This is a genomic window from Bradyrhizobium sp. PMVTL-01 (assembly GCF_051861855.1).
GTDB lineage: Bacteria > Pseudomonadota > Alphaproteobacteria > Rhizobiales > Xanthobacteraceae > Bradyrhizobium.
In genome coordinates, this window is the sequence record NZ_CP193982.1 from 842201 (window position 1) to 855369 (window position 13169).

The 13169-nt window shown below is 64.9% G+C and carries 13 protein-coding genes; 6 read left to right on the forward strand and 7 right to left on the reverse strand.

Annotated features, from left to right (window positions below; all coding sequences use genetic code 11):
* Positions 1-9 precede the first annotated feature (9 nt).
* Together ACRQ5Q_RS03910 and ACRQ5Q_RS03915 are read left to right on the forward strand one after the other, a co-directional pair.
* Positions 10-1119: an amidohydrolase family protein gene (locus ACRQ5Q_RS03910; RefSeq protein WP_439372842.1), complete on the forward strand. Its 1110-nt coding sequence runs from the start codon at positions 10-12 to the stop codon at positions 1117-1119.
* Positions 1119-1532, forward strand: a complete 414-nt coding sequence (locus ACRQ5Q_RS03915) for a Rieske (2Fe-2S) protein (protein WP_439372843.1) — start codon at positions 1119-1121, stop codon at positions 1530-1532. The genes ACRQ5Q_RS03910 and ACRQ5Q_RS03915 overlap by 1 nt, the downstream gene beginning before the upstream one ends.
* Positions 1533-1724: 192 nt before the next feature.
* On the opposite strand, the gene ACRQ5Q_RS03920 is transcribed toward ACRQ5Q_RS03915, so the two are convergent.
* Together ACRQ5Q_RS03920 and ACRQ5Q_RS03925 are read right to left on the reverse strand one after the other, a co-directional pair.
* On the reverse strand, positions 1725-3056 hold the full coding sequence (locus tag ACRQ5Q_RS03920) for an MFS transporter (protein ID WP_439372844.1): 1332 nt from the start codon (positions 3054-3056) through the stop codon (positions 1725-1727).
* Between the two features lie 142 nt (positions 3057-3198).
* On the reverse strand, positions 3199-4098 hold the full coding sequence (locus ACRQ5Q_RS03925) for a transcriptional regulator GcvA (protein WP_439372845.1): 900 nt from the start codon (positions 4096-4098) through the stop codon (positions 3199-3201).
* A 110-nt stretch (positions 4099-4208) separates the two neighbouring features.
* On the opposite strand from ACRQ5Q_RS03925, the gene ACRQ5Q_RS03930 reads away from it, so the two are divergent.
* Positions 4209-4412, forward strand: coding sequence for a DUF1127 domain-containing protein (locus tag ACRQ5Q_RS03930; RefSeq protein ID WP_439372846.1), 204 nt, complete (start codon positions 4209-4211; stop codon positions 4410-4412).
* A 69-nt stretch (positions 4413-4481) separates the two neighbouring features.
* The gene (locus ACRQ5Q_RS03935; protein WP_439396127.1) at positions 4482-5105 is read left to right on the forward strand and encodes a GNAT family N-acetyltransferase; all 624 of its coding nucleotides are present in this window, start codon (positions 4482-4484) and stop codon (positions 5103-5105) included.
* Between the two features lie 170 nt (positions 5106-5275).
* Here ACRQ5Q_RS03935 and ACRQ5Q_RS03940 read toward each other — a convergent pair whose 3' ends face one another.
* Both ACRQ5Q_RS03940 and ACRQ5Q_RS03945 read right to left on the reverse strand, forming a co-directional pair.
* Complete coding sequence (locus tag ACRQ5Q_RS03940; protein WP_439396129.1) at positions 5276-6106, reverse strand: enoyl-CoA hydratase; 831 nt, start codon at positions 6104-6106, stop codon at positions 5276-5278.
* Between the two features lie 117 nt (positions 6107-6223).
* The gene (locus tag ACRQ5Q_RS03945) at positions 6224-6925 is read right to left on the reverse strand and encodes an SDR family NAD(P)-dependent oxidoreductase (protein WP_439372849.1); all 702 of its coding nucleotides are present in this window, start codon (positions 6923-6925) and stop codon (positions 6224-6226) included.
* 242 nt (positions 6926-7167) lie between these two features.
* Here ACRQ5Q_RS03945 and ACRQ5Q_RS03950 point away from each other — a divergent pair, with 242 nt between their 5' ends.
* Entirely contained in the window at positions 7168-8952 is a 1785-nt protein-coding gene (locus ACRQ5Q_RS03950) for an acyl-CoA dehydrogenase family protein (RefSeq protein WP_439396131.1), read from the forward strand.
* Between the two features lie 76 nt (positions 8953-9028).
* Positions 9029-10117, forward strand: coding sequence for a Zn-dependent alcohol dehydrogenase (locus ACRQ5Q_RS03955; protein ID WP_439372851.1), 1089 nt, complete (start codon positions 9029-9031; stop codon positions 10115-10117).
* A 42-nt stretch (positions 10118-10159) separates the two neighbouring features.
* Here ACRQ5Q_RS03955 and ACRQ5Q_RS03960 read toward each other — a convergent pair whose 3' ends face one another.
* From ACRQ5Q_RS03960 to ACRQ5Q_RS03970, 3 genes are all read right to left on the reverse strand, one after another.
* The gene (locus tag ACRQ5Q_RS03960) at positions 10160-10513 is read right to left on the reverse strand and encodes a nuclear transport factor 2 family protein (RefSeq protein ID WP_018643355.1); all 354 of its coding nucleotides are present in this window, start codon (positions 10511-10513) and stop codon (positions 10160-10162) included.
* Between the two features lie 421 nt (positions 10514-10934).
* Entirely contained in the window at positions 10935-11906 is a 972-nt protein-coding gene (gene mbfA / locus ACRQ5Q_RS03965) for an iron exporter MbfA (RefSeq protein WP_439375461.1), read from the reverse strand.
* Positions 11907-11973: 67 nt separating this feature from the next.
* On the reverse strand, positions 11974-13122 hold the full coding sequence (locus ACRQ5Q_RS03970) for an alpha/beta fold hydrolase (protein ID WP_439396133.1): 1149 nt from the start codon (positions 13120-13122) through the stop codon (positions 11974-11976).
* Positions 13123-13169: the final 47 nt, after the last annotated feature.

A 13169-nucleotide genomic window follows, 5' to 3' on the forward strand; every position in this document is an offset into this window, starting at 1 on the left:
GGCAAGGCGATGAATATCCAGTTCCGCGAGAACCAAGAAGCCGCTTCCCCACTGACCGTCAAAACCGCGATCGCGGACTGCGACATCCACCCGGCACGCGCCACCCGCACCGAGCTCTATCCCTATCTCGCCAAGCGCTGGCAGCATCATCTCGAGATCTACGGCGTTCATGCCTATCAGGGCATGATGGAGGGCCCGCCCTACCCGAAGGCGCAGCCCAACGCCTCGCGCCGCGATGCCTATCCGCCCGAAGGCGGCCCGCAGGGCTCCTCGCTCGCCTTCATGCAGAAGCAATTGCTTGATCCCAACAATGTGCAGCTCGGCGTGCTCAATCCGCTCAACACCGGGCAGGGCATCCGCAATCACGAGCTCTCGGCCGCGCTGTGCTCGGCGATCAATGACTGGCAGATCGACAAATGGACCAGCAAGGACAAGCGGCTGAAAGCGTCGATCGTCGTGGGCAATGAGGACGGGCTGTCGGCCGCCGCCGAAATCCGCGAGCGCGCCGGCGACAAGAATTTTGTGCAGGTGCTCTTGCTCAGCCGCAATGTCGAGCCGCTCGGCCAGCGCCGCTACTGGCCGATCTATCAGGCCGCGGAAGAGGCCGGTCTTCCCGTCGGCGTCCACGCCTTCGGTTTCGGCGGCAACCCGATCACGCCGTCGGGCTGGCCGAGTTACTACATCGAGGAGATGGTCGGCCACTCGCAGTGCCAGCAATCGGCGCTGGCGAGCCTCGTGCTGGAGGGTGTGTTCGAGCGCTTCCCGAAGCTGAAAATGGTGATGATCGAGGCTGGCTTCGGCTGGGCGCCGTCATTGGCATGGCGGCTGGACAAGGCCTGGCAGCGGCTGCGCAGCGAGGTGCCGCACGTGAAGCGGCCGCCGTCGGAATATATCCGCGAGCAGGTGTGGTGGACGACGCAGCCGATGGAGGATCCTGAAAGCCGCGAGGATCTCTTCGACGTCATCAAATGGATCGGCTGGGACAGGTTGCTGTTCGCGACCGACTATCCGCATTGGGACTACGACGAGCCCTCGCGCGTGCTGCCGGCGGGCGTCAGCGAAGCCAACCGCGAGGCGTTCTATCTCGGCAATGCGAAGAAGCTGTACGGCATTTCCTGATGGCAAGACACGTCATTGCCGCGGTCGATGAGCTTCCGCCCGGCACGCGAAAATTCCTGGAGATCGACGGCCGGCCGATCGCGGTCTTCAACATCAGGGGCGAATATTTCGGCCTGATGAACCGCTGCCCGCATCAGGGTGCGGCATTGTGCGAGGGGCCGCTGATCGGCCTTGCGCAGTCGAGCAATCCCGGCGAGATCGAGTACACCAAGCTCGGCGAGATCATCCGTTGCCCCTGGCATGGCTGGGAGTTCGATATCCGCACGGGGCAATCCTACTGCGATCCCCGCCGCTTCCGCGTGAAGGCCTATCCGGCCCATGTCGAGCCCGGCGCAAGCGTGATGAAGGGCCCGTATGTGGCGGAGACGATTCCTGTGAAGGTCGAGAGCGATTACGTGGTGGTGGAGCTGTAGCCGCGCCGGTGGTGCGCGCCCGTTCTTACGGGGTCGGGACGAGCTACGCTCGCCCTGAGAGGATTTGCGGTGAGGGGCCTCTCTGAACACGAGCGGTCGTCGAGAGACCTGTACCCCCTCACCCGGATCGCAAGAGCGATCCGACCTCTCCCCGCAAGCGGCCCGCAATCGGGGAGAGGTGACGACAGCCCGTCAATGCCCCGCAACCGGCTCCGCCGTCGTATCGTATGTCGGCACCGCCTTACCACCGCCGCGATACACGATCGAGGCCGCGATGATGCCGAGCAGCGCCGCGAACATCAGCCAGGCGCCGGGCGCGGCCTTGTTGCCGGTGGTGTCGATCAGCCAGGTCGAGGCGAACGGCGTGAAGGTGCCGAACAGCGCGGCGGCGAGCGCGAAGGCGAGCGAGAAGCAGGTGGTGCGCACATGCGCGGGCACGATCTCCACGAGGGCGCCGAGCATGGTGCCGCTGTACATTCCGAAATAGAACGAGAACATCATCTCGACGGCGAGCAGCTTGCCGAAGGTCGGCGCGGACACCAGCCAGGACAGCGCCGGATAGGCGGTGAGGAGCGAGAGGCTGGCGATCCCGATCAGCACCGGCTTGCGGCCGATGCGGTCGGACAGCGCGCCGCCGACTGGATTCCAGATGAAGTTGGTGACTGCCACCAGCAGCGTCACCAGCAGCGCGTCCTGCGTCGACAGCTTCAGCACCGTCTTGCCGAAGGTCGGTGTGTAGACGGTGACGAAGTAGAACGTTGTCGTGGTCAGGACCGCGATCATCATGCCGAGAATGACGATGCGCCAGTTGGCGAGCGCGGAGGCGAACACTTCGCTGGCCGTCGGGTGCTTCTTCATGGCGAGGAAGGCCGGCGTTTCCTCCAGCGTGCGCCGCAGGAAGAAGATCAAGGGAATGATCAGGCAGCCGACGAAGAACGGAATGCGCCAGCCCCAGGACGCGACGGTGTCGGCCGGCATCACCTCGGACAGGAGATAGCCGAGGATCGACGCCACGAAGATCGCGACCTGCTGGCTCGACGACTGGAACGAGGTGTAGAAGCCGCGATTGCCGGGCGTGGAGATCTCAGCGAGATACACCGACACGCCGCCGAGTTCGACTCCGGCGGAGAAGCCCTGGAGCAGGCGGCCGATCAGCACGATGACGGGCGCCGCGATGCCGATGGTCGCATAGGTCGGGCAGAACGCGATGACGACGGTGCCGAACGCCATGATGCCGAGCGTGACGATCAGGCCCTGGCGCCGGCCGATGCGGTCGATATACGCGCCGAGCACGATCGCGCCGACGGGGCGCATCAAGGCGCCGAGCCAGAACACGCCAAACGTGTTGAGCAGCGAGGCCGTCTCGTTGGTCGAGGGGAAGAACGCCTTGCCGATCGCGGCGGCGTAGAAGCCGAACAGGAAGAAATCGAACTGCTCGAGGAAATTGCCGCTGGTGGCGCGCAGGATCGCGCCGATGCGCGACTTGATCTCGGGCGGATTGGTTGAGGCGGCTGGTCCAGCCATGACGTTGCTCCCCGTGGAAAGGCGTGGCCGGACCGGAACTCATGTCACGGCTGGGCGACAGATTGGTCTGCGGCAATCTGCCCTACCCCTTCCTGCGCGGGGCGGACCGAGTCAATCCGTTTCGCCACGAAGCTGCTGATTTTCAGGCCTTATTTTGCGTTGCAGCAACCAGCCATTGGCGGAACGCGGTCAGCTTCGGCGTCTCGCGGCGGCCGTCCGGTGCGACCAGGTAGAAGCCGGCATCGGCCGGCAGCGCGATCTTGAACGGCACCACCAGCCGGCCCTTGGCGATGTCGTCCTGCACGTAGGAGGTCCGCCCCATCGCCACGCCGATGCCGTCGATCGCGGCCTGGATGGTCATGAAGATCATGTCGAAGGTGATGCCGGGGTGCTGCGCGATATTGGCCGGCAGGCCTGCCGCCGTCAGCCATAGCCGCCAGTCGTCGCTGTTGGCGTTGGAGGTGTGCAGCAGCGGATGGTTGCGCAGATCCTCGGGCCGGCGCAGCGGCTTCTCGCCGCGCAGCAGCGAGGGGCTGCACACCGGAAACAGCTCGTCGGCCATCAGCCAGTCGGCGCGCAGGCCCGGCCACTGGCCGCGGCCGTAGCGGATCGCGGCATCGACGTCATCGCGCTGGAAGTCGACGAGGCTGGTCGAGGTGGTGATGCGGACGTCGATGCCGGGATGCTGCTCCTGAAAATCGGCCAGCCGCGGCAGCAGCCATTTTGCCGCGAGCGAGGCCAGCGTCGACACCGTCAGCACCTTGTCGTCGTCCTTGCGCAGGAGACGATCGGTGGCAAGGCGCAGATCGTTGAAGGCGGCGCGCACGCCCGGCAGATAGTCACGCGCCTCCGGCGTCAGCGCCAGCGCGCGATTTTGCCGGATGAACAGGCGGATGCCGAGCTCCTCTTCGAGCCGGCGGATCTGATGGCTGATCGCGGTCTGGGTCACGTTCAACTCGCTGGCGGCCAGCGTGAAGCTGAGATGGCGCGCGGCGGCCTCGAACGCCCGCAATCCGTTCAGCGAGGGCAATCTGGCAGTCATCTGGCAGCAGGATGCATGACGTTATTTCATGCGAAAGGGTACAAATTGTCGTTTGTCGTAGCGGACTTAGAAGCAGATATTGGCGGCCAACTTAGCTCCAGGAGCTGAAAATGTCTACGTTGACTGACAATTCGATGACAAATCATCATGCAAACGGCCTGATCCATCAGATCGGCGAGACGCTCCACGTCTGGCACGAGCGCTACCGGACCCGGCGCGAGCTGACCCACTGGACTGCCCGCGACCTCCATGACGTCGGGCTGTCCTGGTCCGACATCGCCGACGAGGCCCACAAACCCTTCTGGCGGGCCTGATTGGCCGCCAGGCCGGCGCCGCCTGATCATAGGGGCGCCGGCGGTCCCTTTTCGTGAAGGGCTCGTGTCATGAGCACTCTCCGTCTCGAAGACCTGAAGCAATATTCGGACACGTTGCGCACCCCGGACGGTACCGCGCTGAACGTTCGCTTCGTCGAGCCGCGCGACACTGATGAGCTGCAGCATTATTTCCGCTCGCTCTCGACCCGCTCCCGCTACAACCGCTTCTTCGGCGCGATCAGCGAATTGCCGAAGGGCCTGCTGCACGACTTCCTCGAGGTCGGTGAGCGCGAGCGTTTCACCGTCGTCGCGACCATGATGGTCGACGGCTACGAGGCCATCGTCGCCGAGGCACGCTATGCCTTGCATGCGGAAACTGCGACGCTCGAATTCGGCCTTTCGGTCGATGACCGCTGGCAGGGCCACGGCATCGCCACCGCGCTGATGAAGAACCTCGAATGCCGCGCAGCCGCGCTTGGCGCTGAGCACATGTTCGGCGATACGCTGCGCTCCAACGAGGCGATGGTTTCGCTCGCGCGCAAATCCGGCTTCGCCTTCGTCAATCATCCTGATGACTGGAAGCTGGTGCGCTTCGACAAGGAAATCAGCGTCGCACCGAAGGAGATTCCCTGCGCGAGCTGGCGCATCGCCGCCCTTTCCCGTCAGGCCGACAGTCCCTCAGCCTCGGCCTGACACCACTGCAAGCCCGGCCTGGTCATCCAGAGCCGGGTATTTTTTTGCCTGCAGTCTCTCTCCAGCGTCATTCCGGGGCGCGCATAGCGCGACCCGCAATCCATTTCACCGGGTGTCCTGCGGCCCCATGGATTCCGGGTTCGATGCTCCGCATCGCCCCGGAATGACAGCTACTTCCCCGTGAACACCGCTTTCCGCTTCTCGATGAACGCCTGCACCGCCTCCTTGTGATCGGCGGTCGTTGTCAGCCGGACCAGCCGTTCGGCCTCATGGTCGCGGGCGGTTTCGAAGTCGAACAGCAGGGCCTCGTCGAGATTGTCCTTCATGTAGCGTAGCGCGAGGCGCGGGCCTTCGGCGAGTGATCTTGCCAGCGTGAACGCCTCATTCTGCAATTTGTCGTCGGGCACAACACGGTTGACGAGGCCGATCGCTTCGCAGCGCGCGGCATCGACGCGCTCGCCGGTGAACATCAATTCGCGCGCCCGCGCGGTGCCGACGAGGCGGGTGAGCAGCCAGGCGATGCCGTAGTCGCCGGAGAGTGCGATGCGGGCGTAGCCGGTGGCGACGAAGGCCGATTGCGCGGCGATGCGGATGTCGCAGGCCATGGCGATGGCAAGTCCGGCGCCGACCGCGGGGCCGGGCAGGGCGGCGATGGTCGGCTTGCGCACCGACACCAGCGCGCCGGTGAGCAGCCGCTGCCGCTCCTGCAGGTCGGCGATGCGGTCGTCCAGCGACATCTCCAGCTTTTTGGAGTCGCGATGCGCGCCCATGCCCTTGACGTTGCCGCCGGCGCAAAAGGCTTCGCCCGCGCCGGTGAGCAGCAGCGCGCCCACGTGCGGATCCTCGGCGCAGGTCCGGATCATGGTGCGCAGCGCCGGCGTCAGCGCGTCCGACAGCGAATTACGCGCCTCCGGCCGGTTCAGCGTGATGATCGCGACGCGGTCGCGGATGACGCAGAGAAGCTCGCTGGTGCCGGTGTCGATGGTGGTTTCGGTGGTCATGTCGCCTCACTCCCTTCGTCATTGGGAGCGAGGCGAAGCAATCCAGTCTGCTTCCGCGGAGACATTTCTGGATTGCTTCGCTTCGCTCGCAATGACAGTTGCGATTAAGTTATTGTCTCAAAACTTCTCCACCCAGGGCCGCAGCTCCAGCTCCCAGCTCCAGGCGCTGCGCGGCTGCTGCAATACATTCCAATAGCTCGCCGCGATGGCATCGGGATCGAGCATTGAATCCGGCTTGTCGGCAGGCTCGGTGCGCGCCGCGCTGCGGATGCCGCCGTCGATCACGAAATGCGCGACATGGATGCCTTGCGGCGAGAGTTCGCGCGCCAGGCTTTGCGCCAGCCCGCGCAGCGCGAACTTGCCCATCGCGAACGAGGCGGACTGGGCGTAGCCCTTGACGCTGGCGGAAGCGCCGGTGAACAGGATCGCGCCGTGCTGGTTCGGCAGCATGCGCTTGGCCGCCTGCTGCGCCACCAGGAAGCCGCCATAGGCGCTGACCGCGATGGCCTGCGCGACGTCGGCCGGGATCAGGTCGACGAACGGCCCGCGGGTGCGGCCGCTGGCATTGTAGACGACGAGATCGGGCGTGCCGATCTCGCGCTCGACCAGGCCGAACAGCCGCTCGACCTCCTCCGGCTCGGTGGCGTTGCAGGCGTAGGCCTTCGCGCCGGTCTCGCTGCAGAGCGCGCCGAGCTTCTCGATTTTTCGCGCGGCAAGTGCGACGCGGATGCCCTGGGCGGACAGCAGCCGGGCCAGAGAGGCGCTCAGGCCTTCGCCGGCACCGACGATAAGCGCGATCTTGTAGTTCGGGTGTTCCATGGCGTGATCTCTCAGGACGGGGAGCCGCTGATCTATGCATGGGTCGCGCGGACAACCAGCCAAGAACCGACGGCCCGCTGATCACAATTCCGCAGAGCGAATTGCTCCATCACGGCGATCATGCCTCCCTGACAATTTGCGGCTTTATCGCGCTTCCTGGCTGGAGCATGATCGACATCATCCAAAGCGGCAAGCGCCAAAACAGCCAAAATGTCCGCGGGATGGAAACGAAGAGGACGATCATGGTCAAGCCGGTCAGAGCGCAGCCAGGAAATGCCTCGGCCGAGCCATCCGGCCTGCTGGCACCCGACACCACCGGCATGAATTTCTATCGCGCCGATCCGGCGCTCACGGACCTGCTTCGCATCCATCTGCCGGACAATCTGTTCCGCCACATCGAGCCGCATCTCGATCGCCTCGGCGAGCTCGCCGGTGGCCGGCTCGACGAGTGCGCGCGGCTAGCCGACCGGCACACGCCGGTGCTGCATCAGCGCGACAAGTTCGGCCGCGACGTGCAGTCGATTGAATATCATCCGGCCTATCGCGAGCTGGAGAACGCCGCGTTCGGCCAGTTCGGCATCCACGCGCTCTCGATCCGCAAGGGCATCATGGGCTGGCCGGACAAATATCCCGTCGTTGCCAAGCACGCCTTCACCTTTCTGTTCAACCAGACCGAGTTTGGCATGGGCTGCCCGATCAACGTCACTGACGGCTGCGCGAAACTGCTGGCGAATTTCGGCAGCGAGGCACTGAAGTCGAAATATCTTGATGGCCTGACCTCGACCGACATGAGCAAGCTGACGCAAGGCGGCCAGTTCATGACCGAGAAGGAAGGCGGCTCCGACGTCGGCACGCTGACCACCCGCGCCGTGCAGGAGGGCGATCATTGGCGCCTCTATGGCGAGAAATGGTTCTGCTCGAATGCCGATGCGAAAGTGGTGATGCTGCTGGCGCGCCCCGAAGGCGCAGGTCCGGGCACGCGCGGCGTCGGCCTGTTCCTGATGCCGCGCTTCCTCGACGACGGCTCGCAGAACCACTACCGGATCGTGCGCCTCAAGGACAAGCTCGGCACGCGCTCTATGGCTTCGGGCGAGATCAAGCTCGAAGGCGCGATCGCCTATGCGGTCGGCAAGCTCGACCGCGGCTTCGTGCAGATGGCCGAGATGGTGAATTCCTCGCGGCTCTCCAATGGCGTCAAATCCACCGCGCTGATGCGCCGGGCCTATCATGATGCCATGACCGTGGCGAAGAATCGCGTCGTGTTTGGCCAGCGCATCATCGACCTGCCGCTCGGCCGCCGCCAGATGCTGAAGATCATGCTGCCGGTCGAGCAGGCGCTGTCGATGAGCTTTCTCACCGCCGACACGCTCGACCGCGCGGAAGCCGGCAGCCAGTCTGCCGCAGCGCTGCTGCGCATCCTGACCCCGACACTGAAATTCCGAGCCACGCGCGATGCGCGAAAAGTCTGCGGCGATGCGCTCGAGATGCGCGGCGGCATCGGCTACATTGAGGAGTTCGCCACTGCCCGGCTGTTGCGCGATGCGCATCTCGGCTCGGTCTGGGAAGGCACCGGCAACATCGTCGCGATCGATGCGCTCCGGCGCGCAGTCGGCCGCCACGGCGCGGAATCCGCGCTATCAGCCGATCTGCATGCCCGGCTCGACGACAGCGCCGCGGTGCCGCAAGCCTGGCGCGACAATCTGCGCGGCCTTGTCGATCGTGCAGTGGGCTTCGCGCGCGAGGTCGCGGGCAAGTCAGAGAACGAAGCCGATGCGCGCCGCGCAACGAGCCTGCTCTATCACGTCGGCAGCGCGGTCGCGCTCGCCTGGGAAGCACATCGCATCCACGAGATGCGCGGCGACGCGCGCCGCCTGCTGTTGTCGCGCCTCGTGATCGACCACCGCGTCTCGCCGAGCGGTCCGTTCCGGCTGACGGAAAATGCCGCGCAGGCGAAGATCGCCGCATTGCTGCTCGGCGATCGCGATGCCGGCATGAGCGAGGTTGGCGAACTGGTTCTGGCAGCGTAGGCTCTCCCTTCATCTCTCCCATTCGAGAGGTGAAGTTCCTGCAAGCAACGAAACAAAAACAACGAGGGAAACACCGATGAAGGCCGCTGTCCTCTATGAAGTCAACCAGCCGCTGGTCATCGAGGATGTCAGCCTGCCGAAGCCCGGCCCGCGCGAGGTCCTGGTCCGCACCGCTGTGGCCGGCCTCTGCCACTCCGACCTGCACTTCATGGAAGGACTCTATCCGCATCCGCTGCCGGCGGTGCTCGGGCATGAGTCTGCCGGCGTGGTCGAGCAGGTCGGCTCCGACGTGACTTACGTGAAGCCGGGCGATCACGTCGTCACTTGTCTCTCGGTATTCTGCGGCACCTGTGACAATTGCACCACCGGCCGCACCGTGCTCTGCACCGATGCGACGGTGAAGATGCTGCCGGGCGTCTCCAACCGCATGCAGTGGTCGAAGCCCGAGAAGCTGCACCAGTTTCTCAATCTTTCGTCCTTTGCCGAGCAGATGCTGGTGCACGAGAACGCGATCGTGAAGATCCGCAAGGACATGCCGCTCGATCTCGCCGCGCTGATCGGCTGCGGCGTCATCACCGGCTACGGCGCGGTGGTGAACACGGCGAAAGTGACGGCCGGCGAGACCGTGGCGGTGATCGGCTGCGGAGGGGTCGGCATGGCGGCGATCAACGGCGCGCAGATCGCGGGTGCCGGACGCATCATCGCCATCGACACCAATCCGGCAAAGCTCCAGCTCGCGACCAAGCTGGGCGCCACCGACATCATCAATCCTGCCGACGGCGACGTCGTGAAGCAGGTCCGCGACCTCACCAATGGCGGCGTGCATCACGCCTTCGAGGTGCTCGGCCGCAAGGAGACCGCGGAGCAGGCGTTCGGCATGCTCGCCGCCGGCGGCACCGCCACCATCGTCGGCATGATCCCGTTCGGCCAGAAGATCGAGCTGCACGGCTTCGATTTCCTGCGCGAGCGCAGGATCCAGGGCTCCTCGATGGGCTCCAACCATTTCCGCGTCGACATGCCGCGGCTGGTCGATTTCTATCTGCGCGGCCGGCTGCATCTGGAGGACTGGATCTCGGCCAAGCTGAAATTGTCGGAGATCAACGAGGGCTTCGCCAACATGAAGGCCGGCAAGACGCTGCGCAGCGTGATCGTGTTCGATAGTTGACGCTTCACCTCACCCCGCTCTTTGCCGGGAGAGGTGAAGAGCTCACCGCGACACGTGCGCCGACACGGCCAGCCATGTCCCGTTCTTCTTCGCCCAGCAATCGGTATACCGCCCCGTCGCCTGCTGACCGTCCGCCGTGGTGTAGCTGGTCGCGGCGTGGATGATCGCGAAGTCGCCCATGATGCGGATGATGACGTCGTACGCATGCAGGTTGCGGATCGCGATCGGCCGCGCCGTCTGCTCCAGGAAGGCGGCGCGATCGACCAGCGTCTTGTCGGGATTGGAGCAGTAGAACTCGGGGGCCAGGATCTCGTCGAAGCGCCTGACGTCGCAATTCTGAACGGAGGCGACGTAGTCGCGATTGAGCGCGGTGAGCTGTTCGAGGTCCTGGCTCATTGTGCTTCCTCCCTCTCTGTCATTCCGGGGCGCGCGGAGCGCGAACCCGGGATCGCGATGTTTACTCCGTCATTGCGCGCGCAGCGAAGATTCCATGGGGAGTGGATAGCGACCAGGTCTGAGGCCAGACTGAGGTTGCTACATCCATTCGACCTGAACTCCGTTCCGATCTGCCCAAGGCGCTTCTCCCGCTCTGGGTGTTGGAGGATGATGCGCAGTTTGGCCTAGCGCTGCAATCGATGTTTGATGGCGATTGACGTGTCTGACCGGTGGTCATCGGGTCGGCCGACAACAACGTCGGTGTCATCGCCCGGCTTGACCGGGCGATCCAGTACGTCGCGGCGGAAATGTGAACGAACTGCTGCCGCAGCGTACTGGATGCGCCGGTCAAGCCGGGGCATGACAGCCGAGTGTGGGGCCGCTACGCCGCGCCGATCAATATCCCCACCGCCAGCACGATGGCGCCGCCGAGAACGATCTGGAACACCGCCTGGAGGAACGGCGTGTCCATGTAGCGCGAGCGGATGAAGGCGATCGCCCATAATTCGAAGAACACGACGACGCAGGCGATTCCCGTCGCGATCCAGAACGCGTTGGCCCATGTGTCGGGCACCAGATACGGCGCGGTGTGGCCGAGTCCGCCGAGCGTCGTCATCGCGCCGCAGGTGACGCCGCGCAGCCAGGGCGAGCCGCGCCCCGTCAGCGAGCCGTCGTCGGACAAGGCTTCCGCAAAGCCCATGCTGATGCCGGCGCCGATCGAGGCGGCGAGGCCGACGAGAAACGTCTGCCAGTTCTGATGCGTGGCGAAGGCCGCCGCGAACAGCGGCGCCAGCGTCGAGACCGAGCCGTCCATCAGGCCGGCGAGGCCCGGCTGCACATATTGCAGCACGAACATGCGCCGGCGCGTGCGGTCCTCCTCGGCGCGCACGTCGGGCTTCAGGATCTCGTCGGTCAGCCTGGCGGCGGTGTGCTCGTGGCCCTTCTCGGCCTCGGCGAGGTCGCCGAGCAGCCGGCGCACATTGACGTCTTCGGCCTGCTCGGCGGCCTTGGCGTAGAAACGCTCGGCCTCGAGCTCCATGGTCTCGACTTCCCTTCGGATCGTGTCGAGCGGCAGGTTCTTGGTCAGCCAGATCGGCCGGCGGCGCAGAAAACCCTTCACGTCCTCGCGGCGGATCGGCGGCAGATGCTGGCCGAAGCGCTGCTCGTACATTTCCAGCAGCATGTGGCGATGGCCGCGCTCCTCCTCGGCCATCTGCTCGAACAGTTTTGCCGAGTCCGGATAGCGCTCCTTCAGATCCTCGGCGAAGGTCATGTAGATGCGGCTGTCCTCCTCCTCCGAGGAGATCGCGACCGCCAGCACCTCGCGCTCGGTCAGATCGGCAAAATTCTTCACGGCGGCCCTGTTTTTCAAGTTTAGAATTATTCTAAACTATATAATGCGCCGCCGTTTCGGGGTCAAATCAGGCCTTGCCGGCCTTTGCGAGGAAGTCGAGCAGCAGCCGGCTCACCTCGGCTGGCTGCTCCTGCTGCACCCAATGGCCGGCGCCATCGAGGAGATGGCAGCCGAGCATCTTCGTGCAGCCGCGTCCCTGCATCGCCTCGAATACGCCGGGGCGCTGATAGGTGCCCCAATCCTGCTTGCCGGAGATGAAGCAGGAGGGCACGTCGATGCTGCGACCGGCGAACAGCTGCATCTCGCTGTTGAGCATGCCCGACGTGCCGTAGCGATACCATTGCAAGCCCCCCTGGAATCCGGTGCGACCGTATTCGGCGCTGTAATAGGCAAGATCGCTGTCCGGCAGCCATTGGTTGGCGGCGATCGCGGCGGGCGACGGCATCTCCTTGGCGACCGTCTCGGCCATGGTCTCGTTCAACTCCATCACATAATAGCTCGGCAGCTTCGCCAGCTCGTCCGCCGTCCACGCCTTGAGCGGATATGGCTTGTTGTCGGTCCAGTCCGCGCTCTTGTGATGATAATACGCGCGCAGGAAATCATGCACGCCCTGCGGCGCGTGCTGCATGTCGTCGTTGGCCGGACGTGTCGAATAGTACCACTGATAATGCTTGCGCGGCCGTGGCAACCCGGCGAGCTCGCGATGCACGGGGTCTTCGGTTGGCGGCTTTGCCGGCGCATCGACCGTGTTGAATGGCAGCGGCGGCGCTCCGCCGAACGGCGCGCTCATCAGTGTCACCGAGCGAAACACGTCGGGCCGGATCAGCGCGCACCACGCCGCGACCGGGCTGCCGAAATCGTGCCCGGCGAGATCGACCTGCCTGTAGCCGAAGGCCGACACCAGAGCGAGCGCATCGCGCACGAGGTTGAGAAGAGAGAACGGCGCGAGATCGCCGTCATAGTCCGCGGTCCATCCCGTGGTGCGGCCATAGCCGCGCTGGTCCGGCGCGATCACGTGATAGCCGGCATGTGCGAGCGACGGCATCACCTTGCGCCAGGAGAAGGCGAGTTCGGGAAAGCCGTGCAGCAGCAGGATGCACGGCCGACCCCTGGTCTCGAACCCGGCTTCGAGCACATGCATGCGCAAGCCGTTGATGCCGTCGACATAGCGCGAGCGGATTCCCGCCGGGAGGGGAATGTCGGGAAGATCGGCCATCGTTTCCTCCGTGGGCGTCTCTTACCCCCGCCTGGAGAGGCCCCCCT